The organism is Desulfovibrio cuneatus DSM 11391 (genome assembly GCF_000430005.1).
In the GTDB taxonomy this organism is placed as follows: domain Bacteria; phylum Desulfobacterota; class Desulfovibrionia; order Desulfovibrionales; family Desulfovibrionaceae; genus Frigididesulfovibrio; species Frigididesulfovibrio cuneatus.
Genome location: NZ_AUCY01000018.1, coordinates 39,673 through 64,195 on the forward strand (window position 1 = coordinate 39,673; position 24,523 = coordinate 64,195).

Here is a 24,523-nt window from a genome sequence, read left to right on the forward strand (position 1 = left end):
CTTCGCTTTTTTTGAAACAGTCGAGGACGGAAGAGTCCACTCCTATTTCAAAAAAAACTCGTGCCTTGCCAAACGAAATAACTGAGCGTTTCCAAAATACTATGTAATCAGTTTTTTTTAAATTCCAAAACCTCCAGGGAGAATCGCGCAATACGCCACGCTTAAAGGACTCCCTGTAAAAATCAGTAACACATTTCTATACACAATAAAAAAACGGCGGGTTTCCGCCGTTTTTTTATTGCCCTTGTTGCAAAACTAACACCATAAGCTAGCTGCACAAAACATCCAAGTTACCTATTGAAAATGCGTGCAATATCAAATACAATTCCTGTACCAGCCTGTAATGCCTATACAGAATCACATCTTTTATTCCTGTATTCCGGCACCACACCTATGCGTTTCCTGCTGCCAGGGTTACCTTTGGGCATTTTCCTGGCAGAGCAGGTAGCGGCCTCACTGCACCCAGGTAAAATTCCCCGCACGCACTGCCACCCCCGCCAGGCATTCTGACATTGCCTGTTTGCCAACGCATAACACCTTCAGCACAAGGCGGAAGCATGTCTCTTTCCACAGACCAAAAACTTTCCCTGCGGGCGCTTGTGGCGCTTGTTATGGGCTCCATGATAGGCTCTGGTATATTTGCCCTGCCCTCTGCCCTTGCCCAGCAAACAGGTTCGCTGGGGGCCATTATTGCCTGGTGTATTGCGGGCTGCGGTATGCTCACCCTGGCCCTTGCCTTCCAGAACCTTTCCCGCAGAAGGCCCGATTTAGATACTGGCATTTTCGCCTATGCCCAGGAGGGCTTTGGCGATTACCTTGGCTTTTCTTCTGCCCTTGGCTACTGGATTGGCTGCTGCATTGCCGACGTGGCCTGCATCATTCTCATTAAAGCCACCCTTGGGGTATTTTTCCCCATGTTTGGCGACGGCACCACCCCTGTGGCCCTGGTTGCGGGCACCGCCCTTATTTGGGGCGTGCATTTTCTTATTCTGCGCGGCATCAAGGAAGCGGCCATATTAAACACCATTGCCACCGTAGCCAAAATTGTGCCCATTTGTGTATTTATTGTGGTTATTCTGTTCCATTTCGACAGCAAAATATTTATGGAAAACCTGTGGGGCGGCGTGGGCTACACCCCCTCTTCCGTGCTGGGGCAGGTGCGCAACACCATGCTGGTTACCGTATTTGTGTTCGTGGGTATTGAAGGGGCCAGCGTCTATTCACGCTATGCCAAGCGGCGGGAAGACGTGGGCATTGCCACTGTGCTGGGCTTTTTGGGAGTGCTGGGCCTTTTGGTACTGGTTACCGTGCCCGCTTATGGCGTTATGCTGCGGGCTGAAATGGCAGGCTTGCCCACCCCTTCCATGGCAGGGGTGTTTCAGGTAATTGTAGGGCACTGGGGCGCTGTGTTCATTGCTACGGGGCTTGTTGTTTCCATTCTGGGCAACTACCTTTCCTGGTCGCTTCTGGCTGCGGAAGTGATGTTTTCCGCTGCCAAGGCCAATGCCATGCCCGCCTTTTTGGCCAAGGAAAACAAAAATAACGCCCCCATTACGGCCTTGCTGGTTTCCAACATTATCATCCAGTTTTTCCTGCTGCTTACCCCGTTTGCCGATTCCGCCTTCAAACTGGCCCTGAAAATGACCAGCGCCATGACGCTTATTCCCTACCTGCTGGTGGGGGGCTATGCCTTCAAGCTGGCATTCACCGGGGAAACATATGAAACAACCCCAGCCCCGCGCCGGGGGGACCTTGTAAAAGGGTTCCTGGCAACCCTGTATGCTTTTGGCATGCTCGCCGCCGGGGGCCTGCGCTTTATTATGCTTTCCGCCATTCTCTATTTCATCGGCACCGTTTTGTATATTATGGTGCGCCGGGAACAAAAAAAGACCCTGTTTACCCCTGTGGAACTCATGGTGTTCCTGGCCGTGGGAGCCATGGCTTGCTTTGGGGTGTGGAGTTTGGCCTCCGGCAACCTCGTATTTTAAGGAATTATCTTGGGGGACGCTGTCCCCCAACCCCTGCAAGGGACGTGACGCCCCTTGACCCCCATTTACGCTCTCAGTTTTGCATTGCGAAACTGAGAGCGTAAATGGGGGGATCCAAGGGCATCATGCCCTTGGCGGAGGGGTTTGGGGAGGCAGAGCCTCCCCAATAAAAATCAATACAATTTGTACACAATAATCTACCCGGCATCTGCCGCCAATGTCTCCACGGGGAGAATGGTAAAGGGCACGGTTTCCATCATACCTGCCAGCCATTCCCGCACTTCCCGTTCCTGATGCGGTGAAAAGCGCACCAGCAGCACGGCCCCCCACCTGTCCACCACGGTCATAATGCCCAGGTTATCTTCCGCTTCCAGCAGGTACCGGAACATATGCACCTGCCCGGCATGAATTTTTACATACAGCCTGCCGGAATAGGCAGGGGCAGGGTATACCTTGCCCTTGCGCGGCCTGCGGCGCTTGCCCCGGCTTTGCCCGGCAGGCTGCACGCCCATGGCCGGGCAATGGCCTTTGGGCAAGCAGCGTTCCCCGGCTTGCCCGCTGGCACTGGGCACTTCACGCACTACGTCTTCCATAAATAGCTCACACATTCCTGCGGTTATCCGAAATTTTCATTGCGTTACAATGGATTAATGCAGCAAGTTTCCGGTAAGTTTACTCAGCACACAGCTCCACAGGCTCCAGCAACAATGTTGTGCCTTGGGCCTGCACGGGCCTGCCAGCCACAAACGAACCATCGTGCGGCAGCCGCACAGGCCCGGTAAAGCGGCATTCTGTGTAATATTCATTCACCCCTTGCACCTCGCTGGCTACGCTGCCACGCTCTTGTTTATGTCCTTCCGGCACCACATACACCACGGGCAACTGGCACTGCGCCGCTACAAATGCGGTAGCCTTTGTAGCCACCAGGGCGCGTAAGGCAGCGGTGCGGGCTTTTTTCGCATCGCCCGCCACCTGCCCTTGCATGGTGGCTGCCGGGGTGCCGGGGCGTTTGGAAAAGGCGAACACATGGGCATAGGAAAGGGGCAAGGCCTGGCACAGAGCCATGGTTTCAGCAAACTCTTTCTCGGTTTCCCCTGGGAAGCCTGCAATAATGTCGGCCCCCAGCCCCCACACAGGACGCACCTTGGCAAGAGCCTGCATGAAGGTGGCGGCCTGATTGGGGTCATAATGCCCGCGCCCCATGCGCCGCAGCACAGCAGGGCTGCCACTTTGCAGGGAAAGGTGCAGTTGCGGGGCAATAATGTTGCTGTGTTGCAGGCACACCAGTGCCTTATCGGTAAGTTGCCCAGGCTCCAGCGAACTAATGCGAAGGCGCATACGCCCTGCCCACACCGGGGCAAAGCGCTCTTCCACGCGCTCCATAAAATCCCAAAAATCCACGGCAGGGTTCAGGTCGCGCCCGAACTGGCGCAGGTTCACCCCATTAATGCCTATTTCCCGGAAGCCCGCTACCAGCAGGCGTTCAATTTCTGCCAGGGCATCTTCCACCGGGCGGGAACGGGCCTTGCCCCGTGTGCTGGGCACAATGCAGTAGGTGCAGCGGTGGGAACAGCCGTCCTGCACCTTCACAATAGCGCGGGAGCGGTCGTACCCGCTCACCTGAAAAGGCGGGAAGGCGGCAATATCGTGCATGGCGGGAGGTTCCTGCCCTGCTATGCCCATGGCAGCCTCGCCTGGCACAACAGCCAAATCATCAGCCTGAACCTCCAACACGGGCAGTTGCAGCAGCAATGCCTTGTCATGCTGGGGCACAACTCTGGTTACTCCTTCCAGGGCAGCCATTTCCGGGCCAAGCACTTCTGCCGCGCACCCGGTAATAACAATGCGGGCCTGCGGAGCCAGCCTATGCAACCTGCGCACAGCGCTGCGCACGTCTGCTACGGCACCAGCCGTTACAGCACACGAGTTTACCAGCACCACATCTGCCACTTCCGGCTGCACAACTTCCGTGCAGCCATGGGCCAGCCACGCCTCACGCAGGGCATGGCTCTCATACTGGTTTACTTTACAACCCAAAGTTGCCAGAAAAAATCGGAACGGAGCAAGTGTTTGCATGAAAATCCATTAGTGGGTTTATTATGGGGGAGGCAGAGCCTCACCACTTTAAATCACCTAACGCAGACAGGAAGAGAAAACTGAACTCGAAGGAAATGCGTAGTTTTTTCGTTTGGCAAGGCGCGAGCTTTTTTTGCAGTGGGTGCTGGACTCTTCGGTCCTGCCCCGCTGGAAAAAATGCGAGCAACGCCGCCAAACGGAAAAAATCAGCATTTGGTAATTCATAAGGATTTTTGCTTTCTGCCAAGGAAGGAAGCTGCGTGCGGGGCGATGTGTATAGGGACATACATGAGCATCGCACGCAGCGAACCTGACGCAGGCAGAAACAAAAAGACTATGAATTACCCGGAGGAGGTGACAACGCGGAGAGTTATGGTATCCCCTGGGGCAATAGCCCTGTCATGGGTCAGCAACTCCCCGTCGCGAATAACCAGGGCCGAGGTCAAACCAAAGCCTAAGGTTTGCAGCAGGCGCAACACCGTTTTCTGGTGGGGCATGATGATTTCCCGCTCTTGGGGCTGCATACGCACAGTAATGGTCCTGGGTGCGCGAACAAATTTTTCGGTATCTTCTGTCATACTATGTCTTTTGTATGGGTTTGTGGCACGGCCTGTTGGTATGTGCCAATGCCTTGCAAAATATTTGAAAAAATGCCGGTTAGTTGCTATTTGGAAACGCTGTATTTTTTCGTTTGGCAAGGCGCGAGCATTTTTTACAGTGGGCGCTGGACTCTTCGGTCCTGCCCCACTGGAAAAAATGCGAGCAACGCCGCCAAACGGAAAAAGACAGCGTTTCCTAAGTTTATTCCAGGCCTTCGCGTAGACGCTTGGCCAGCCAGGTGTAGCGCTTATGCATCTTGTTGTTCTTCACCGCCATGCTCAGCGCTTTCACCGACCCCACCAGCACCACCAGCTTCTTGCCACGGGTCACGCCCGTGTACACAAGGTTGCGCTGAAGCAGCATATAATGCTGCATTAGCACAGGCAGCACCACGGCCGGGTATTCCGACCCCTGCGACTTATGCACGGAAATAGCATAGGCCGGGGTCACTTCATCCAGTTCTTCGAAGGTATACAGCACGTTGCGCTCGTCAAACCGCACGGTCAGCTCGCGCTCTTCCTGGTTGATATAGCAAATGCGGCCAATGTCGCCATTGAACACGTCTTTGTCGTAGTTATTGCGCACCTGCATGACCTTGTCGTCCAGGTGGTAATGGCGGTCGCCCCGCTTAATGGGGTTGCCATTCTTGTTCAGGGCTTCCTGCAATTTGCGGTTCAGGGCGGCAACGCCAGCTTCCCCCTTGTGCATGGGGGTAAGTACCTGAATATCTTCCACCGGGTCCAGCCCGAAGCGGCGCGGGATGTGGTTTTTCACCAAATCCACCACCATGTTGGCGGCCTGCTCCGGGTCTTCCTGGCGGATAAAATAAAAGTCCGAAAGACCTTTTTCCGGTGGCATAACCGGGGGCACTTCCCCCTGGTTAATGCGGTGGGCGTTCATGATAATTTCGCTGGCTGCTGCCTGCCGGAACACTTCCGTAAGCTGCACCACCCGCGCCACGCCGGATTCAATAATGTCTTTGAGCACGTTGCCGGGGCCAACGCTGGGCAACTGGTTCACGTCGCCCACAAACACCAGGGTAGCACCCAGGGGCACGGCTTTGAGCAGGTAATACAGCAACACCGTGTCCAGCATGGAAGCTTCATCCACCACCAGCAGGCTGCACGCCAGCGGGTTGTTTTCGTTGCGGGCAAAGCCGTCTTCCTTAGGGCTGTATTCCAGCAGGCGGTGAATAGTTTTAGCTTCCAGCCCGGTGGCTTCTGTCATGCGTTTGGCCGCGCGGCCCGTGGGGGCTGCCAGCAGCACCTTGCCCTTACCCGCCTGAAACAGCTTGATAATGGCGTTAATAACGGTGGTCTTTCCTGTGCCGGGGCCACCGGTGACCACCAGCAGCTTTTCAGTCAGGCAGGCGTGGGCGGCTTCCTGCTGTTCTTCTGCCAGCTCAATGGGCAACATATGCAGCACTTTTTCCAGCAAGGAATCCGGGTTAGTAAACAGCACGGATTTGGGGGAATGCACAATGCGCCGCAAATAATGGGCAATGCCAGATTCGCAGTGGTGGTAGCGCCCAAGGTACAAGGCCTGGAAGGCTTCGCCTTCATCTGGCACAAGTTCTTCCAGCACCACGCGCTCTTCCAGCACCAACTGCTGCACGGCATCTTCCACCGTAATGGTAGGAATAAGCAGCTCGTCGGCTGTCATGGTTACCAGTTCTTCAAAGGGATAAAATACATGACCATCATCCGTAAGGCGGCGCAGGGTAAACAGCAGCCCGGCCTGTGCCCGCAGGGGGCTTTCCGGCAGAATGCCCAGCTTTTGGGCAATAAGGTCGGCTGTGGCAAAGCCAATGCCATGAATGTCCATGGCCAGGCGGTAGGGATTTTCCTTCACCACGGCAAGGGCGTCTGCCCCGTAGTGGCGGAAAATGCGCACAGCGTAGGAGGTGGAAACCCCGTGGGGTTGCAGAAACATAATGAGGTCGCGCACGCCCGTGTGTTCTGACCAGGCCGTTTTAATCTGGCTGATGAGCCGGGGGGAAAGCCCCTTGATGGTGGAAAGACGGTCCGGGTCTTCGTCCAGCACCTGAAACGTTTCTTCTTTGAAGGCGTCCACAATGCGCCCGGCAAGCACAGCCCCAACGCCCTTGATAAGGCCGGAACCGAGGTAGTGGCGAATACCTTCCAGGCTGGCGGGCAGCAGCGTTTCAGCCGACTCCATTTTAAACTGGCGGCCAAAGCGGGCGTCCTGCACCCATGTGCCTGTTACGCTCAGGCCAATGCCCGGCTGGGGGGAAGGCATAGCCCCCACCACGGTAACAGGGTCGGTTTTGCCCTGCATTTTCAGACGCAGCACAGTGTAGCCGTTGTCTTCATTATGGAACACAACGCGCTCAAGCGTACCTTTAATGGTCTGTTTGCCTGCAAAATCAAGAAGGGAAGGATTCGTCATGGTTCTCTTCAAGGGGTGTAGGTAAAGCGGGTTCGCTTACGGTGCGTGTCCAGTCTATGCGCTGCACAATGCGGGCAGAAAGAGCTTCCAGCCCTTCCCGCGTGGCCGCGGAAATAAACAGGGCATCGGGAAAGGCTTCCTGCATAACTTCGCGCTGTTCCTGGGCCAGGGCATCCACTTTGTTCAACAAGAGCAATACAGGGGTTTCCTGCAAGCCAAGTTCTGCCAGAATGCCTTCCACAGCCTGAATTTGCTGGAGACACTCAGGGTGGGAAGCATCTGCCACATGCAGCATAAGGTCGGCCTCTTCCAGTTCTTCAAGCGTGGCCCGGAAGGCTTCCACCAGCGCTTTGGGCAGGCTGCGAATAAAGCCCACGGTGTCGGTAATAATCAGTTCCCGCTCTTGCGGAAAGCGCAGGCGGCGGGTGGTGGGGTCAAGGGTGGCAAACAGCTTGTCTTCTGCCAGCACGCCGGAACCTGTCAGGGTGTTGAGCAAGGTGGACTTGCCCGCGTTGGTGTAGCCCACCAGGGAAGCCACGGGCACGTTGCCCTTGGCCCTGCGGGAACGGGCATATTGGCGCTGGCGGCGCAGTTCTTTCAGCGCGTCTTTCAGGCGGCTGATGCGGTCGCGCACGCGGCGGCGGTCTGTTTCCAGCTTGGTTTCCCCTGGGCCACGGCCCCCAATGCCCCCTGCCATGCGGTCGAAGGCGCGGTTCTGGTGGCTCAGGCGCGGTAGCATGTATTCAAGCTGGGCCAGTTCCACCTGCAACTTGCCACCCTTGCTGGTGGCGCGGCCTGCAAAAATATCCAAAATAACCTGGGTGCGGTCCAGCACCACCCGCTTGGTTATGCCAGCTAAGTTACGCAGTTGCGAAGGGGAAAGCTCGCCATCAAAAATAATAAGCCCGGCATTGGCTTGCAGGGCCAGCACTTCCAGTTCCGCCATTTTGCCCTTGCCCATAATGGTGCGCGGGTCCAGGCTTTTTACCCGCTGGGTAAGCGCCCCTGCCACCACCACCCCTGCTGTGCAGGCCAGTTCCGCCAGTTCTGTCAGGGCCGATTCCTGCTCGGCCCGGCTGCGGGTGGAAACACTCACCACCACGGCCCGGCGGCTTGCCCCGGCTTCGGGGTTCTGCTTCAGGCTTTTTTCCTGCACCAGGCGCAAGGCGCTGGGGCCTTCTTCCGGCTGCTGGGCAAGGCCGTTGCCACTGCCAAAAGGAGCCGTTTGAATGGCGCGGGCCAGCTCGTCTTCCAGGGCTTGCACTTCTGCCACAAAGTCGGTTTCCACCGCGCTCCAGGCCACTGCCGGGCGAATGGTGTACGTGCTGTTTTCCGGGTTGGGGGGTAGCAAGTGCGCGTGCTGGAAGGTGACAGGCTCGCCCCATTCACTCACTGTGAGCACTGCCATGCTGTCCAGGCGCAGAAAGAGCATGTCCATGCAGTCTTCCTGCGAAAGCAGGTCAGGCGTTAAGTGGGTGTGGATAAGGCGAAAACCCCGCAGCCTGTCTGCCGCTTCCCGTGCGCGGGGCAGTTCCGGAATGAGAATACCGGAAGGGGTGCCCACAATAACCATAAGCACCCGCCCCCGGCGGTCTATGCACAGGCCAACTTGCCGACTAATGGAACGGGAAAGGGCCGCAAGTTCGCGGGCCTGCTCCGTGGTATACCCCCCCTGGGCAGGGTAACGGCGGGAAAGCAAGCGTTGCAGCGCTTTTAACTGGCTTGATTTAAGCCCCTGGGTGTTGCCTGTTACTTGTGCTATGGCGTGTTCCTGATGGTTACGAGGTAAGGGCAAAACAATGCAGTGCCATTCATTTACACTGGTCAATGCATGAGTGTTTTATGAAAACATGGGGTAATTAGCCATGGGAAACGCTCAGTTTTTTCGTTTGGTAAGGCGCAAGTGTTTTTTGCAGGGGGGGTGGGCTCTTTGGCCCTGCCCCCCTGCAAAAAACGTGAAGCAACACAGCCAAACGGAAAAAATCAGCGTTTCCTAGTGTAATGTGAAATACTGAGTAATCATGGCATCGTAGGCAGCGGTTGCGGCAAAGGTGGCGCGGGCCATGGTTTTGCGCAGTTCCAGGGGGGCCTGCATACCGTTGTTGAGCAGGTCTTCAGTAATGCGTTCATACCAGGATGGGGCAGGCACAACCAGCACAGAATGGTAGTTTTTGGCAGAAGCGCGCAACATGCACGGGCCGCCAATATCAATCTGTTCAATGGCTTCACGCGGGGGCAGGCCTTTTTTGGCAGCCTCAGCGAAGTTGTACAGGTTCACGCACACCAAATCAAAAGGGGCAATGCCAAGGCCTGCAATGGCGCTTAAGTGGGCAGGGTTGTCTTTATCTGCCAGGATGCCACCATGAATGGCAGGATGCAGGGTTTTTACCCGGCCTCCCATGATTTCAGGAAAATTGGTGACCTTTTCCACGGGGGTTACGGGCAGGCCTTCATTTTGCAAAAAGGTAAAAGTGCCGCCAGTGGAAACAAGTTCCACCCCGTTTTTCACCAGAAAGGCGGCAAAGTCGCCCAGCCCGGATTTATCGGTGACGCTCAAAAGCGCACGTTTAATGGGAAGAAATTCCATATTCTATTCCTTGCAGAAGGATTGTTATTGCTTGGTTGTCTTATCTGTTTCCGGGGGGATGCTTGCAGCGGGGGCAGGGGGTTGCTCTGCGGGGGCATCTGCTGCCTGCTCGCTGTTTTGCTCCTGGGGCTGTTCCCCGGCGGGGGCTTGTGGTTTTTTGGTGCCTAACTCCCGGTTAGGCTTTGGGGCCATTCCTCAACAACCTACCCCCATGCCTGGGGGCAACACCTTGCGCAGCAGTACAAGCACTGCCACCATAATTAACAGGGGGAGAATTGTATCCATGGATTGCCTCGCTATGAGGATTAGCCCTGCCCGCCTTGCGGCAGGAACAGGCCTGTGTTGTGCATATGCGTTAAACGGCAAAGGCAACGCACCCCATAACCGGAATGCATTGCCAAGCAAACATGCAGTATTCTTTGGGGAAAACTCCTCAAAGGGAATTGCTTTACTCTACCGCAATTTGAATGCCGGACGTCTGGAAACCTGCATCCACGAACAAGACGTCACCCGTTACCCCGGAAGCCAGGTCGGAAGCAAGGAACAAGGCGGTGTTGCCCACTTCTTCAATGGTTATGTTCTTTTTCAAGGGGGTGTAATGTTCGATATGGCTTAAAATTTTGCCGAAGCCGGAAATACCGGAGGCTGCAAGGGTTTTCAGGGGGCCAGCACTGATGGCGTTAACGCGAATACCTTTTTCCCCAAAATCGTAGGCAAGGTAACGCACGGAAGCTTCCAGCGCGGCCTTGGCAATGCCCATAATATTATAGTTGGTAATAACTTTTTGGGCACCGTAATAGGAAAGGGTCATAACAGAGCCGTTTTTGTTAATAAGCGGCTCAAACGCGCGGGAAAGACCAATCAGGGAGTACGCGGACACATCCAGTGCCAGGGCAAAGCCCTCACGGGATGTGTCTATACACCGGCCTTGCAGGTCTTCACGGTTGGCAAAGGCAACGGCGTGTACCAGAATGTCAAAGTTGCCCCATTTTTCTTTCACGGTGGTAGCAGCGTTAGCAAGGTCCTGGTCGGAAGTCACATCGCACGGGAAGGTAAAGGCAGCGCCCAGCTCTTCAGCAATGGGGTCTACCCGTTTACGCAAGGCTTCGCCTGGCCAGGAAAGGGCAATTTCGGCCCCGTGGTCCACAAAGGCCTTGGCAATGCCATACGCAATGCTTTTATTGTTTGCCACACCGCAAATGACTGCTTTTTTTCCTTTCAATAGCATAAAGGCTCCTTGGTTGGCGCACGCCTTTTGGCGCCGTTTTCCGGTGTTGTCTAGCAACATTAATATTGATTTCAGCACAATGGCAGCATTGTACCGCTGGTTCCTGCACCCCTAAGGGTGTTAATTAATATGGGCTAGTTGCTTGCCAAAAAAAAACCGATTTGGCAAGGGGCTTTCCCACTGGCCTGCAAAAAGACATTGGGCAAAAACTGCCACAACAGCCCTTGCCAGCACATTATTCTGTGCAGTATGCGCTGAATAAGCGCCAAGGTCAAACACTCTAATTAGCGTTGCAGCGCAGCGCATAAAAGAATCAATTCCTGCACGGCACACCGTGCTGGTGCCGGACTGTTTCCTTTATCCGCTCGGACTTCGTGGAAATGTGCGGGTAGCCAAGCCACCCCGCACCCTCCGCCCTCACTCCACGGCTCGCAATGCTCGCGACTGCTGTCAGCTTCAGGGCTATAACGCCGCCAAACGAAATAAATCAGCGTTTCCCTACCCTTCCCCCCGGCACAGGGCGGAACGAGCATGTGCTTCCAGCCCTTCCATGCGGGCAAAGCGGGCCACGTGGGCGGCGTTGCTGCGGGAAAAGGCCGCACTGGGGGCCACAATGGACATTTTTTTGCAAAATGTTTCCACACCAAGGGGGGAAGCAAACCGGGCCGTGCCCATGGTAGGCAGCACGTGGTTTGGCCCTGCCATGTAGTCGCCCAGGGCTTCAGCGGCATGGTGCCCCATGAATACTGCCCCGGCGTGGCGTATGCCCGGCATAACAGCCCAGGGGTCTTGCACCAGCAATTCCAGGTGTTCCGGGGCTACCGCATTGGCAATGTTCACCGCTGTGGCAATGTTTGGCACAACGGCCACGGCGCTGTATTTTTGCAGGGAATGGGCGGCAATGTCTTTGCGCGGCAACAAGGCCGCCTGGCGTGCCACTTCCGCATGAATGGCGTGGGCCAACGCTTCATCTGTGCACAGGCACAAAGCAGAAGCAATGGGGTCGTGTTCAGCCTGGGAAAGCATGTCTGCCGCAGCCCAAGCAGGGTTTGCGGTGTGGTCGGCAATAACCAGAATTTCGCTTGGCCCGGCAATCATGTCAATGCCCACCCGGCCCAGCAGCAACCGTTTTGCAGTGGCTACATAAATATTGCCCGGCCCGGCAATAACGTCCACCGGGGCAAGGGGGCCAGCCCCAAAGGCCAGGGCCGCCACACCCCAGGCGCTGCCTGCGGCGTATACTTCCGTAATGCCCAGCAGGTGGGCAACAGCAAGAATGGCTTCATGAATGGTGCCGTCTGGCCCCGGGGGAGAAACCACGGCAATTTCCTGCACACCTGCGGCCTGGGCAGGAATGGCCCCCATGAGCAGGCTGGAAATAAGCGGGGTGCTGCCTGCCTTGCCACCGGGCACATACAGCCCTGCACGGTCTACGGGCAGCACGCGGCGGCCCATAATGGAACCATCTTCCCCGGTAATGAACCAAGAATTTTCGCGCTGGCGCTCGTGGTAGATGCGAATGTTATGCACAGCCTGTTGCAGCATGGCAAGGTCTTGGGGGTCCATGCGCGCAAAGGCGGCTTTCAGGGCCGCTGCGGGCACCTTGAACTGCGCCTCGGTAAATGCAGGGGCGTCGAAGCGGCGGGTAAAATCCACCACAGCCTCAAGGCCTTCCTTTTCCACCCGGTGCAAAATAGTGGCAACCTGTTCTTCTGTGCCGGGTTTGCCGGGCACAGCGGGTTCAGGTTCGTTCCGGCCTTGTAAAACAGCCAGAAGTGGAGCTGCATCAGCAAGGGAATGTAGGCGTAGAAAGGGGCAAGGCATGGATCCTCCAATAAAAATGCGCGCGAAAAAGGGCAAGGCAATGCGGCCGTGTATGCCTGTAACACTAGCCGAGGAGGCCGAAAAAGTCGAGCAGTTGGCACTGCATTTAACAATACAGGAAAATAGTTTTACTTGCCATTTAGAGAAAAAAAGGTTTTTATCCAATGGTGATGGTAAATTGGCCCGGACAAAGAGCGCTGTGCGTGGTTTTTCCTTCCGGTAAGGCCGGAAATGCCCTTTTCTCGCAGGGGGAAAACGCCTGCCGCTATTGCCCGGCCCATGCCGTGTGCGCCCCCGCGCCACGGTGCTGCCACCAGTAACAAATTTTGGGAACAACTGACGCAAGGCTTTTTTTCTGGCAATGTCTGGGTTGTTTCGTGCAAAGACCGCATATTTTTTTTCATATGTTCGCTTTGCCGGAATGTCCATTCCTGGCAGAAATACAAATACCAATCATCAGAAGTTTTCCGGGAGCAGAAACTTTTTTCTGTTCCTGCGTATTTGCAGGCCACCTGCCCCGCGGCAGGCTGGAGTATTTTGAAACGCTGACCCTATGGTTTCTGTTTTTGTTTGTAGCCAAAGCACCCGTATTGAAAATTGTTTTTTCTTGCCAGTACTGTTTCGTCACGGAAGTGCCCTTGGCCCCATGCAAAAATTTATTCGCCTGCCGCAGCGGTTTCATCAATCATTTTTTTATCTCTTTTTGAGGACATTTATGACATCTGACCAAGATGCACCCCGCGCTATTACCCCTACGGAACAACCCGCACCTGCCGCAGCCGACAAAAAAGCATCTGACGCAACGGCAAAAACTGCACGCAAAAGTGTAAAGCAAGGCTCCACCAAAACTGCTGCTGCCGCAAAAACACCGCGTAAAACCACTGCCAAAGCGGGCACCGCCAAAAGCACTGCCAAAACGGCAGAAACAGCCCAAGGCAACACCGCACAAGACACCCCCACCACCAGGGCGGAAAAAGCTGCCAACCCCACCAGCCAGGTGAAGAAACCCGCCAGCAAACCAGCGCGCAAGCCCAGGGCCGCTAGCGGGGAAGCTGCCGCACCCGCACAAACTACGGCTGCAACCCCCACCCATGAAGGCCAGGACGCAGGGAAGCCTGCTGCTGCCCCAAGAATAGCCAAAGCCCCGGCCAAAAGAACAAGCAGGGCACCCCAGGCTGCCAAAACGTCCACTCCCCCCCAGGCCAGCACACAGGGCCACGCCACCCCGCCCGCGCCAGAGCAGGCTGCCCCCGCTTCTTTTACAGCCCCTTCTTTTGAAGTTTCTCAGCCTGCCCAAGAAGCACGTGCAAATGACACACGTAGCACTTCTTCTGCCAATGAAGCACGTGGTGCTTCTTCTGCAAAAGAACAGCAGCGCCAGCCCCGGCACAGTAATGGCAGGGGGCGCGGCGGCAACGCCGCTGCAGCACGGCAGGGTTCCCCCAAGGGCGCACCCAAAGTTACCGCTGCCCATGAAGGCACCAATGCTCCTGCTGCCCCTGTATCCCCTGTGACACAGTCCCCATCCCAACCTTCTGCCAACCTTGAAGGCGCTGAAAGAAGCATGGCTGCGGAAGACGCTGGCCAGCACAACGCCACAGGAAGAAAGCAGGGGCGCCGTGGGCGCGGTGGCAGAAAGCCAAGAAATGGAACGAACGGGACCAATGGCAACCAGCAAAGTGCCGCCGCCATGGGCGCGGCATTGGTGGAAGGGCCTTTTGTATTTACAGATGATGAGCCCACCGGGCCAGAAATGATTCCTGCGGAAGCGCAAGCCCCAAGAACAGAAGCTTCGCGGGCGGAAGACCAAGCCCAGAGCCGTGGGGATGAAGGCAAGGGGCGTTCGCGTTCACGCCGTGGGCGCGGCCGCAAAGGCCGTGAAGACCGCCTGCCAGGGCAAGAGCCCGCTGAAACCACTGAAGCATGGCCCGCTGGCGATATGGACACCTTTTTTGCCCCGGCAGATGCCGGGCAAGACAGTACAGATGACGAGTATTTTGAAGGCGAATCCACCCAGCAAGATGGCGGCAACGGCAGGCGTAAAAAGGGCGGCAACAAAAAAGGCCAGCCTGTGGAAGCAGACAACCAGGGCAAAGGTTCACGCCGCAAGATGTTTGTAAGCGTTCTGCCAGAAGAGCAGGTGGAAGTAGTGCTTACAGAAGAAGGGCAAGTACGTGAATATTATGTTGAAATGCTGCACCAGGCCAAAACCAAGGGCAACATTTACAAGGGCATTATTCATAACATAGACCCCAACCTGCAAGCCGCCTTCGTTAGCTATGGCGCTGTTAAAAATGGCTTTTTGCAAATAGATGAAGTGCACCCGGAATACTTCAACTCCCCGCACGACCCAAGCCGCAACCACAAGTACCCCCCCATCCAGAAGGTGCTGCGCCCTGGGCAGGAAGTGCTAGTGCAGGTAGTAAAGGAACCCACGGGCACCAAAGGGGCCTTTTTAACCACCTACCTTTCTTTGCCGGGCCGTTTTTTGGTTATTACCCCTGGCCGGGAACAGATTGGCGTTTCCCGCAAAGTGGAGAACGAAACAGAAAGGGCCCGCCTGCGTGAACTGCTGAACGGCCTGAACCCTGGCCCCGGCCTTGGGGTTATTGTTCGCACCGTAAGCATGGGGGCAGACAAAAACAGCCTTGAAAGCGACCTTGAATACCTGAAGGAAACATGGGAAGAAATTCGCACCCGTGGCACTTCAGAAGATGCCCCCTGCCTTGTATACCAGGAATTTGACCTGGCCACACGGGCCGTGCGCGATTATTTGACCGACGATGTGGTGGAAGTGTGGCTGGACGATGAACCCGCCGCCAATGCTGTCAATTCCCTCACGGCCAAGCTGTTTCCCCGGAAAAAGAACCTTGTGCGTGTACACCAGGAAAGCATGCCCCTGTTTGAGCGCTTCAACCTGCAACGCCAACTGGACCAGATTCAGTCGCGTGAGGTTGCCCTGCCTTCTGGCGGCAGGCTGGTAATTGATGCCACCGAAGCGCTTACAGCCATCGACATTAACTCTGGCCGCAGCAGCGGGAAAAACAATTTTGAAGACATGGCCTACCGCACCAATATGGAAGCAGCCCGCATGATTCCCCTGCAACTGCGCCTGCGCGACATTGGCGGGCAGGTGGTGGCCGACTTCATTGAAATGCGTGACAAAAGCCACTGGCGCGAGGTGGAAAAAGCCCTGCGCGACGGCATGAAAGTAGACCGTGCCCGGTATGACGTAGGGCGCATCAGCACCTTTGGCATGCTGGAAATGGTGCGCCAGCGCCTTGGTTCTTCCGCCATTTCTGTCAGTTCTGAACCGTGCCCGCATTGTAATGGCACAGGCCAGCGCCGCAACATGGAATGGCAGTGCCAGCAGGCCCTGCGTGAAATTACCCGCCTGATGCGTGCTGCCAAAGGCCAAGAAAAACTGGTGTATGAAACCGACCAAACCCTGGCCATGTACCTGCTCAATAGCAAACGCCAGCGCCTTGCCGAAATGGAACAAACCTACGGCATGGACCTGGAAATTCGCTTAAAATAATTGTGCTTTCTTTGGTCAGGCTCTGCCCCCCCAAACCCTTCCATTTCTCCGCTCGGACTTTGTGGAAATGTGTGGGTCAGCATAGCTGCTTACACCCTCAGCCCTCACTCCACGGCTCGCAACGCTCGCGACTGCCGTCGACGTAAAGGGCATGACGCCCCTTGCAGGGGCTGGGGGACAGCGTCCCCCAAGAGAATCCAACAATTCATTGCACAATGGTCTCATAACGGGTTTATCAACACATTGGGGGGGCTATGGCCTCCCCAATTGTGCTTTTATCTTTGAAATCAGGTGCCCTATGCCAATTCTTGTCCATGTATGTTGCGGGCCATGCGCTATTGCGGTGCTGGAAGCCTTGCAGCAGGAGCAACACGAAATTGCCGCCTTTTTCTACAACCCCAATATTCACCCCCTGGCAGAATACCTGCGCCGCCGGGAAGGGGCTATGCAAACGGCTGCCCTGTATGACGTACCTGTGATTTTGGCAGACACCCTGCCGGAAGAAGCACAGCACCTTGCCCTAGTGCCCCCCAATTTCCCGTGGCCCAGTCAGGAGCAGGGGGAAACGGACAAACCCAGTGCCCCAGCAGGCACTGCCCTTGCGCCCCTGCCCCAAGTGCCCCTTTCCGCCCGGCACCCTGTGCCCCCGGCAGTAAACCCCGTGCCCTGGTTACGTGCCATGCATGGGCATGAAGGGGAGCGCTGCCTGTTTTGCTGGTACAGCCGCCTGGAAGGCACAGCCCGCTACGCCAAGGCCCACGGATTTGAGGCCATTACCACCACCTTATTTTATTCACGCTACCAAAACCAGGAACAGGTGCAACGCATGGCAGCCCTTGCCGCACAGGCCCATGGCGTAACAGTCTATTACCAGGACTTTCGCCCGCTGTGGCAACGCGGGGTTGACCTTTCCAAGGCCAAGGGCATATACCGCCAACAGTACTGCGGTTGCGTGTTCAGTGAATATGAACGGTATGCCAAGCAGTTGCACACAGAAATAGGGAACACATACCTCAAAACGGAATAGATCCGCGTTTCCTACGCCAGACACCAAGGGCACCACGCCCACACAGGAGAATATATGAGCATTATTACTGTTAACCCCGAGTTGTGCCGCAAAGATGGAATTTGCTCCAGAGTATGCCCCACCCGCCTTATTGTGGGCGAAGTGGGCGCTGTGCCCACTGAACGTGAGGGCGGCTCCTGCATTCAATGCGGGCAGTGCATGGCCTTTTGCCCCCACGGTGCCATTCGGGTACAGGGGCTTAACCCAGCCCTGGCCCGGCCTGTAAACCGCAAGCGCCTGCCGGAAGCATCTGATGTAGATATTCTGCTGCAAAGCCGCCGTAGCATTCGCCAGTACAAGCAAACCCCGGTGCCCAAAGATGTGCTGGAAGGACTGCTGCACACCGCAGCGTATGCCCCCACGGCAAAGAACAGCCGCAGGTTGCGCCAGGTGGTGGTGTATGATGCCGCCAACATGAAGGCCCTGGGCGACTGCATTGCAGATTGCCTTGCCAATGACAAAAGCGAGAATCCCCTTATTGCCGAAGGCCGCGCCCTGGCCCTGGCCTGGCGCAAAGGCCTTGACCCCATTTTACGCGGTGCCCCCCACCTGGTAATGGTGCTGACCCCCAATGACCACTGGGCCGTTATTGATGCAGCCATTTACCTGACTTACCTGGAAATTGCGGGCCACGCCCATGGCGTTGGGGCGTGCTGGGCCGGGTATGTTACCACTGTGGCCAACCACTACCCTGCCGTGGCCGCCCTGCTGGGCGTGAAGGAAGGGGAAATTGTGGCTGGCGGGCAAATGATGGGCTTGCCGAGTTTGTTGCCCATGAATATGGCGCCCCGTGCCCCCTATCCTGCCACCTGGCTCTAATTCATAGTCTTTTTGTTTCTGCCTGCGTCAGGTTCGCTCCGTGCGACGCTCATGTATGTCTCAATACACATCGCTCCGCACGCAGCTTCCCTTCCTTGGCAGAAAGCAAAAATCCTTATGAATTACGGAAATGCTGATTTTTGGTGAGGCCCTGCCTCCCCAAACCCCACCGCCAAGGGCATGATGCCCTTGGAACCCGCATCTACGTTCACCTTCCCGCCTTGCGGGAAGGTGAACGAAAATGGGGGTCAAGGGGAATGATTCCCCTTGCAGGGGGTTTGGGGGACAGCGTCCCCCAATTATACCCACAAGCTGCGCATTATGCGCCAAAGGTTTTGTTGCTATGAAATGCAGCCGCTGCAAGGCCCCTGCCGTTGTTTCCCTGCCCAGCCACCACAGTGCGTTTTGCGAAGCCTGTTACCTGGATTTTTTCACCAAGCAGGTGGAAAAGGGCATTCGCAAGCAGAAATTATTCACCCATGAAGACAGAATTCTTGTGGCCCTTTCCGGCGGCAAGGATTCTTTGGCCCTGGTGTATGAACTTCAGTTGCAGGGGTATAACGTTACGGGCCTGCACATTGACCTTGGCATTCCCAGTTCCTCTGCCCCGGCCCGCAACAGTACGGAAGCGTTTTGCACCAAGCACAACATTCCGCTTTTAGTGAAGGAAATGGAAAAAGAAGGGCTGGCTATTCCCATGGTAAAGGAGCGGCTACGCCGCCCTGTATGCAGCGCCTGCGGGAAAATTAAGCGCCATTTTTTCAATAAAATTGCTCTTGAAGAAGGGTTTACGGTGCTTGCCACAGGGCACAACCTGGACGACGAAATTGCCCGCCTGTTCAGCAACACCATTCGTTGGGACATTCCGTACCTGGGGGACCAGGGCCCTGCCCTGGAAGCAGACGACGAACATGGCGGGTTTATTCGCAAGGTAAAGCCCCTGTGGCGCTTAAGTGAGTGGGAAACCGCCAACTACGCTTTTTTACGCGGCATTGAAAACCACTATGCCTCGTGCCCTTACAGCAAAGGGGCCAGCTTCACCTTCCACAAGCAGGTGTGGGCCACCATTGAAAACCACATGCCAGGCCGTAAAATTGATTTTTACCAGGGCTTTCTGGAACGCGGGCAACCCCTGTTTGCCCAGGCTTCCGAAAAACAAAGCGACCCGCTGCACCCGTGCCAGCGCTGCGGTTTTCCTACCTCTGCCGGGGTGTGCGGCGTGTGCCGCATTCGGGAAGCATTGGCTGAAGGGCAATAACCCGGCAACGGCATACCCCGCAGGGCTGTGCACAACGGGACATGATGCAAACAAGCACACAACACGACGTGTGGTACTCTTTTTGAATTGATAGATTATAATAGGATACCATTGCATGATGCCGTTGTTCTCTGCGCAAACGCCTTCCCCCTTCCCGCTGTTCCGCCGTGGCCGTGTGGTTATTACCTCCGGTTCCCTGTTTTTTCAGGCCCGCTATGCCTGCCTGCTGCTGGGGCTGGCGTTGCTGGCTTCGTTGCTGTACAACCCCCTGCTGGCGCGGGTTGGGGCAGCCCCGGAATATGCGTTTGCCTTACTGCTTTCTTCCCTGGGGCTGGTGCTGGGGGTGTACCTGTTGCATTGCCTTGGCAAAGTTGGGCTGGTACTGGCCCCGCTATTTGGCCTTGTGCTTTCGCTGTTCACCTATATTACCGCCCTGTATTACCTGGAGCCTGGGCCTTCCTTCATCGGGGCCATGGCTGAAACAACAGGCGAAGAAGCAGGGGTGTACATTACCTTTGCCTCGGTGGGCACAATACTGGCTGGGGTAGCTGCCTACACCGGGGTGGTGTGGCAAACACGCCGTTTTTTTTCCCACCTCAATGTTTTTATCCTGGTCTTTTTCGGTATTCACCTGCTGTTTGCCCAGTCTAACAACCTTACCCGCCACGCCACCAAAGAAATGCGCCATGCTGCCAAGTGGAGCATGGAATACCTGACAGACCCCATAAAGTATGCCTTGCAGTATGTGAATGGGGAAAAAGGCCGGGTAGATACCCTGCGCAACCTGCCCAGTGCGGCGGCGTTTCCTGCCAGCCTGCGCCCGCAGGAACCGTTGACCATTGTGCTGGTTGTGGGGGAATCGTTGCGGGCTGACCACCTGAGCATGAATGGCTATGCCCGCAGCACAACACCGCTGCTGGCAAAGGAACGGCTGGTGAACTTTCCCCGTACCCGCTCCACCGCCGCCTGGACGCGGGAATCCGTTATTGGCATATTCACCAACCGCCTGCCAGAACAGGAACAAAGCAGCCACGGTTCGTTTGTAAGCATTTTGCAGAAGCTTGGGTTTACGGTAGCCACCTACAGCGCCAATACAAAACCCAACCGAAGCGATTATTCTTTCGCCATTCTCACTGAAGGGGCCAAGCGTTTTTACTCCCCCCGGCCAGACATGATTATGGTGGGGCAACTGCAACAACAACTGGACGCTGCCCAGGGGTTTTCCCTGCACATTCTTTCGCCCTATGGCAGCCATTTTGGCTACCGCGACGGCTACCCCAAAGAAGACGCCGCCTTTACCCCGGACGATTACAACTACCCCCTGAGCACCAGCGAAATTCCTACCATTATCAACAGCTACGACAACACCGTGCTGTATACAGACAAAGTACTCAGCGCCGCCATTGACCTGTTGCGCTCAAAGAATGCCGTGCTTATCTACGTTTCCGACCACGGGGAATCGCTGGGCGAAGAAGGCCGCTTTTTCCACGGGCAAAACACCGCGGCAGAACAACGGCAAGTGCCCTTTTTCCTGTGGTTTTCCGAAAGCTTCCGGGCCGCAAACCCTGCTATTATTGCAGCCCTGGAAGGCCACACCAAAGAACAGGTACACCACAGCAATCTGTTCCACACCCTGCTTGGCATTGCGGGCATTAGCACCCCCCTGCGCGACCCGGCCCGCGACCTGACCCAGGTGCAACCGTAACTGATAAGCAGGCCTTGTAACCCATTAAGAATACGCCAATTCCCACAAGTAATGAACAAACCCCTGCCAGCCCGTTACAGGCCAGCAGGGGTTTGTTTATTGCGCTGTCAAAAGCCGTGTGAACTCAGGGTCACTCGTTCCCTCTATCGTTTTTTACCTTTCCCGCCATGGGTATTCTTGCCCTTTCCCGGCTGAATGTTGCCCGCTGGTGCAGGCTTTTGGGCTGTGGGCTCAGGATTTTTTGCCACAGGGACAGGTGTTTCAGCCACTGGTGCAGTCTTCTCAGGCACAGTCACAGGCAGTGAAGTCACATGCACTGCCGGGGTTGCGTCTTGCTTCACCATGGGGCGTGATTCCGGCTTCACCACAAGGGCTGTGGCGTTTGCGTTTTCCGGGGTGGCCTGTTCCTTCACCTTGGAAGCACGGGTGGCTTCATCAATAAGGAACAAGATGGAATAATACGGAATGCCCCCGTGCAGGGAAAGGCCAATTTGGCAGGTGCGGCTTGTGGAATAGCCAGCTTCGCATTGGCATACCTGCATGCGCAAATCCTGCAAGGCAGAATCGTTCAGTTCCGGGTGGGTAAAGCCCCTGTCCCCGGCAAAGCCGCAACAATCAATGCCTTCTGGTTCCACCACTGTTTGGGCACACAGCCTTGCCACCTGGGCAAGCTTTTGGGTGAGCCCCAATTTACGCACAGAACAGGTGGCATGCACAGCCACCGTTTTAGGCAGGGTGGAAAACTCCAGGCGGTCTTTGAGGTATTCCAGGGTAAAGCTGACAGGCTCATACAGTTTCAGGCGTTTATCCAAGGTTTCCTTCATGTGCAAAAGGCACGGGCTGGTTTCAGAAAGCACAGGATAATTGCCATTGTTAGTGGCCTGTAGCAGGGCGGCGTTAAGGGCTTCTTCCTTGGCAGCGGCCTGGGGGCGTAGCCCCTTGCTGGCAAAGGCCATGCCGCAGCACAGTTTTTCCACCTCTGCCGGGATAATGACATCAAATCCGGCTTTCAGCAGCAGGGCAATGGCCACTTCCGGTTCCGTACGTTTATCATGATGTTCTGCCCCTGGGCCCATGGTGCGGCTAATGCAACTGGGGAAGTACACCACTTTATCACGATTCCCGTTCAACGCTTCTGCCTTGCTCAGTTTTTTGCCACCAGTGGGCATGGCGCGGTTCCAGCTTGGGCTTGTTTTCAGGGAAACAAGGCGCAGCAGGCTGGAGCCGTTTTGCATAACCCGGTACCCCACAGTGCGGCGGGTGGCGTCTGCGGCGGTAAGCATCATGGAAACAGTGCGGCACACCCCGTCAAAGTGACGGGCCACAAACCCGGCAACAGCGTTGGCAACCTCCCCAACCTGTTGTGCCCGCACATCTTTAATAAAAGCCCCGGTGTTAATGCCAAGGGGGCAGCGGGTGCCGCACAGGCCATCGGTAGCACAAGTGGCATTGCCCAGGTAGTCAAAGCCTTTTTCCAGGCTTTTCAGGTCGGCGCTGCGCACAGCACCGCTACGCACCCCCTGAATTTCCCGCCAGGCCGTAATGCGCTGGCGCGGGGTCAGGGAAAGGTTGCGGGAAGGGCAGGCCGGTTCGCAAAAACCGCATTCCATGCACTTGTCAATGCTTTCTGCCGCCGGGTGCTGGGGCTTCAAGTTTTTCAGGTGGGAGCGGCTGTCGGAGTTCAGCACAACGCCGGGGTTCAAAATACCGCTGGGGTCCAGCAGATTTTTAATGGAATGCATGAGTTTGAAAGCGGCTGTGCCCCACTCCATTTCCACAAACGGGGCAATATTACGGCCCGTGCCGTGTTCTGCTTTCAATGAACCGTCATACTTGCTGGTAATGGTGGCGCACAGGTCGTCCATAAAGGCGGCATAGCGGGCCACTTCTTTATCAGAGCTGAAGTCCTGGGTAATAACAAAGTGCAGGTTGCCGTCGCGGGCATGGCCAAACACCGGGGCTACGGTGTATTCATGCTTGGCAAACAGCGCTTGCAGGTCCAGGGCAGCATCTGCCAGCTTTTCAATGGGAACGGCCACATCTTCAATAAGCAGTGAAGTGCCAGTTTTACGCAGCCCGCCCACGCTGGGCAAAATGCCTTTGCGCACCAGCCACAGGGCTGCGGCCTTTTCCGGGTCTGCCGTAAAGGCACCGGGCAACACGGTGGGATGCTGTTGCAGCAGGCGTTCCACTTCGGTAATTTGTTCCTGCAACACACTGGCAGAACCTGCCCGCGTTTCCATAAGCAGGGCGCACACGTCCGGGCCAAGGGCTTCCAGCCCTTCGGGCAGGCCGGGCTGGCCTTCTACGGAGCGCAGGGAAGCGCGGTCCAGCAGCTCAATGGCGGAAAGCGGAGCCTTGTTCAGGGTAATGGCGGCTTCGCACGCGGCGTGCATGGAAGGGAAAAAGAACAGGGCAGAAGCCTTGTGCTTATGCTCTTCCACCGTACGGTAGGTGACCTCGGCAATAAAGCCAAGGGTGCCTTCCGAGCCCACCATAACGTGCTGCAAAATTTCAAAGGGGTCTTCAAAATCTACCAGGGCGTTCAGGCTATAGCCTGTGGTGTTTTTAATCTTGAATTTTTTGCGAATGCGCTCTGCCAGGGGTTTGTCTGCCATTACCCCGTCGCGCAGGCTTTTGAGCCCTTCAAGAATATGGGCGTGGCTGCGGCTGAACAGGGCCCGGCTTTTGGCGTCTGCCGTGTCCAGCACGGTGCCATCAGCCAGAATAAGCCGGGTGGAAATGACGGTTTTGTAGCTGTTGTCTGAAGTGCCGCAACACATGCCGCTGGCGTTGTTGGCCATGATGCCGCCAATTTTGCAGCTATCAATGGAAGCCGGGTCTGGCCCGATTTTTCTGCCAAACTCGGCCAGAATGGTGTTGGCCCGGCCACCAATAATGCCTGGCTGCAAGGTAATGGTTTCCGCGTTAGCGCCCACCGTAAAGTTGGTCCACCCACGCCCAAGGCGCACAAGAATGGAGTCCGTTACGCCCTGCCCGGAAAGGCTGGTGCCTGCGGCCCGGAAGGTGACTGGCAAGCGAAAACGCTGGGCCAGCACAAGCACTTGCACCACTTCGGCTTCTGTTTCTGCATCCAGCACAATTTTTGGCACAAGGCGATACACGCTAGCGTCTGTGCCATAAGCCAAGGTGCGGAGGGGGTCGGTATACACGCGCTCTTCCGGAAAAAATTCCTGGAGCGCAGTGAGAAATTCTTGGTATTCAACAGGTAGCATATGGTTTCTCCCATAGAGTGTGAAAATGACTAGAGAGGGGTATACAGGAAAACTGAAGAGTTCAATGCTCTATATCATGCTCTCGCCAATAGGAAAACCCAAAGTTTAGCCCTTGCATGCCAACAAAAAGAACCACCTTATGGAAAAAAATAAAGCAAATAGTAACCACTATCGTTCCTAAACTATTAT

Annotated in this window: 17 protein-coding genes; 7 read left to right on the plus strand and 10 right to left on the minus strand. The window is 56.0% G+C overall.

Annotated features, from left to right (window positions below):
* Positions 1–557 precede the first annotated feature (557 nt).
* Positions 558–1,988 (plus strand): basic amino acid/polyamine antiporter, encoded by a 1,431-nt coding sequence (locus G497_RS0105370; RefSeq protein ID WP_027187391.1) that lies wholly within the window; start codon positions 558–560, stop codon positions 1,986–1,988.
* A gap of 197 nt (positions 1,989–2,185) precedes the next feature.
* Here G497_RS0105370 and G497_RS0105375 read toward each other — a convergent pair whose 3' ends face one another.
* The 9 genes from G497_RS0105375 to hisD form a co-directional block, all read right to left on the minus strand.
* Positions 2,186–2,581 carry a DUF4911 domain-containing protein gene (locus G497_RS0105375; protein ID WP_245576350.1) on the minus strand — a complete coding sequence of 132 codons (396 nt, stop codon included), beginning with the start codon at positions 2,579–2,581 and terminating at the stop codon, positions 2,186–2,188.
* Between the two features lie 79 nt (positions 2,582–2,660).
* Positions 2,661–4,064, minus strand: a complete 1,404-nt coding sequence (locus tag G497_RS0105380; protein WP_034636793.1) for a MiaB/RimO family radical SAM methylthiotransferase — start codon at positions 4,062–4,064, stop codon at positions 2,661–2,663.
* A gap of 341 nt (positions 4,065–4,405) precedes the next feature.
* Positions 4,406–4,642, minus strand: coding sequence for a ubiquitin family protein (locus G497_RS0105390; RefSeq protein WP_027187394.1), 237 nt, complete (start codon positions 4,640–4,642; stop codon positions 4,406–4,408).
* A gap of 223 nt (positions 4,643–4,865) precedes the next feature.
* Complete coding sequence (gene recD2 / locus G497_RS0105395) at positions 4,866–7,073, minus strand: SF1B family DNA helicase RecD2 (RefSeq protein WP_027187395.1); 2,208 nt, start codon at positions 7,071–7,073, stop codon at positions 4,866–4,868.
* The gene (gene hflX / locus G497_RS16880) at positions 7,051–8,868 is read right to left on the minus strand and encodes a GTPase HflX (protein ID WP_500683359.1); all 1,818 of its coding nucleotides are present in this window, start codon (positions 8,866–8,868) and stop codon (positions 7,051–7,053) included. Before hflX ends, recD2 begins: the two co-directional genes overlap by 23 nt.
* A gap of 198 nt (positions 8,869–9,066) precedes the next feature.
* A complete protein-coding gene (locus G497_RS0105410) occupies positions 9,067–9,660 on the minus strand; it encodes an IMP cyclohydrolase (RefSeq protein ID WP_027187396.1) in 594 nt (197 codons plus the stop codon).
* Between the two features lie 24 nt (positions 9,661–9,684).
* Positions 9,685–9,852 carry a hypothetical protein gene (locus G497_RS20080; protein WP_156907947.1) on the minus strand — a complete coding sequence of 56 codons (168 nt, stop codon included), beginning with the start codon at positions 9,850–9,852 and terminating at the stop codon, positions 9,685–9,687.
* A gap of 256 nt (positions 9,853–10,108) precedes the next feature.
* Positions 10,109–10,888 (minus strand): enoyl-ACP reductase FabI, encoded by a 780-nt coding sequence (locus G497_RS0105430; RefSeq protein ID WP_027187397.1) that lies wholly within the window; start codon positions 10,886–10,888, stop codon positions 10,109–10,111.
* Between the two features lie 498 nt (positions 10,889–11,386).
* A complete protein-coding gene (hisD, locus tag G497_RS0105440; RefSeq protein WP_027187399.1) occupies positions 11,387–12,712 on the minus strand; it encodes a histidinol dehydrogenase in 1,326 nt (441 codons plus the stop codon).
* Between hisD and G497_RS0105445 the strand changes: the two genes are divergently transcribed.
* The 6 genes from G497_RS0105445 (at position 12,711) to G497_RS0105475 (ending at position 21,098) form a co-directional block, all read left to right on the plus strand.
* Positions 12,711–12,935, plus strand: a complete 225-nt coding sequence (locus tag G497_RS0105445; RefSeq protein ID WP_027187400.1) for a hypothetical protein — start codon at positions 12,711–12,713, stop codon at positions 12,933–12,935. The two genes, hisD and G497_RS0105445, sit on opposite strands and share 2 nt — an antisense overlap.
* Before the next feature lie 492 nt (positions 12,936–13,427).
* On the plus strand, positions 13,428–16,250 hold the full coding sequence (locus G497_RS20555) for an Rne/Rng family ribonuclease (RefSeq protein ID WP_245576351.1): 2,823 nt from the start codon (positions 13,428–13,430) through the stop codon (positions 16,248–16,250).
* 298 nt (positions 16,251–16,548) lie between these two features.
* A complete protein-coding gene (locus G497_RS0105460; protein WP_027187403.1) occupies positions 16,549–17,277 on the plus strand; it encodes an epoxyqueuosine reductase QueH in 729 nt (242 codons plus the stop codon).
* A 54-nt stretch (positions 17,278–17,331) separates the two neighbouring features.
* A complete protein-coding gene (locus tag G497_RS16885) occupies positions 17,332–18,135 on the plus strand; it encodes a nitroreductase family protein (protein ID WP_051257866.1) in 804 nt (267 codons plus the stop codon).
* A 343-nt stretch (positions 18,136–18,478) separates the two neighbouring features.
* The gene (locus G497_RS0105470; RefSeq protein WP_027187404.1) at positions 18,479–19,393 is read left to right on the plus strand and encodes a TIGR00269 family protein; all 915 of its coding nucleotides are present in this window, start codon (positions 18,479–18,481) and stop codon (positions 19,391–19,393) included.
* A 115-nt stretch (positions 19,394–19,508) separates the two neighbouring features.
* Entirely contained in the window at positions 19,509–21,098 is a 1,590-nt protein-coding gene (locus G497_RS0105475; protein WP_027187405.1) for a sulfatase-like hydrolase/transferase, read from the plus strand.
* A gap of 143 nt (positions 21,099–21,241) precedes the next feature.
* On the opposite strand, the gene G497_RS16890 is transcribed toward G497_RS0105475, so the two are convergent.
* A complete protein-coding gene (locus G497_RS16890; RefSeq protein ID WP_084516017.1) occupies positions 21,242–24,334 on the minus strand; it encodes an FAD-binding and (Fe-S)-binding domain-containing protein in 3,093 nt (1,030 codons plus the stop codon).
* Positions 24,335–24,523 lie beyond the last annotated feature (189 nt).

Bases quoted from the DNA above. Each gene is read 5' to 3' on its own strand.
- G497_RS0105370 (WP_027187391.1), top strand. From the start codon at position 558: ATGTCTCTTTCCACAGACCAAAAACTTTCCCTGCGGGCGCTTGTGGCG.
- G497_RS0105375 (WP_245576350.1), bottom strand. From the start codon at position 2,581: ATGGAAGACGTAGTGCGTGAAGTGCCCAGTGCCAGCGGGCAAGCCGGG.
- G497_RS0105380 (WP_034636793.1), bottom strand. From the start codon at position 4,064: ATGCAAACACTTGCTCCGTTCCGATTTTTTCTGGCAACTTTGGGTTGT.
- G497_RS0105390 (WP_027187394.1), bottom strand. From the start codon at position 4,642: ATGACAGAAGATACCGAAAAATTTGTTCGCGCACCCAGGACCATTACT.
- recD2 (WP_027187395.1), bottom strand. From the start codon at position 7,073: ATGACGAATCCTTCCCTTCTTGATTTTGCAGGCAAACAGACCATTAAA.
- G497_RS0105410 (WP_027187396.1), bottom strand. From the start codon at position 9,660: ATGGAATTTCTTCCCATTAAACGTGCGCTTTTGAGCGTCACCGATAAA.
- G497_RS20080 (WP_156907947.1), bottom strand. From the start codon at position 9,852: ATGGCCCCAAAGCCTAACCGGGAGTTAGGCACCAAAAAACCACAAGCC.
- G497_RS0105430 (WP_027187397.1), bottom strand. From the start codon at position 10,888: ATGCTATTGAAAGGAAAAAAAGCAGTCATTTGCGGTGTGGCAAACAAT.
- G497_RS0105445 (WP_027187400.1), top strand. From the start codon at position 12,711: ATGGATCCTCCAATAAAAATGCGCGCGAAAAAGGGCAAGGCAATGCGG.
- hisD (WP_027187399.1), bottom strand. From the start codon at position 12,712: ATGCCTTGCCCCTTTCTACGCCTACATTCCCTTGCTGATGCAGCTCCA.
- G497_RS20555 (WP_245576351.1), top strand. From the start codon at position 13,428: ATGACATCTGACCAAGATGCACCCCGCGCTATTACCCCTACGGAACAA.
- G497_RS0105460 (WP_027187403.1), top strand. From the start codon at position 16,549: ATGCCAATTCTTGTCCATGTATGTTGCGGGCCATGCGCTATTGCGGTG.
- G497_RS16885 (WP_051257866.1), top strand. From the start codon at position 17,332: ATGAGCATTATTACTGTTAACCCCGAGTTGTGCCGCAAAGATGGAATT.
- G497_RS0105470 (WP_027187404.1), top strand. From the start codon at position 18,479: ATGAAATGCAGCCGCTGCAAGGCCCCTGCCGTTGTTTCCCTGCCCAGC.
- G497_RS0105475 (WP_027187405.1), top strand. From the start codon at position 19,509: ATGATGCCGTTGTTCTCTGCGCAAACGCCTTCCCCCTTCCCGCTGTTC.
- G497_RS16890 (WP_084516017.1), bottom strand. From the start codon at position 24,334: ATGCTACCTGTTGAATACCAAGAATTTCTCACTGCGCTCCAGGAATTT.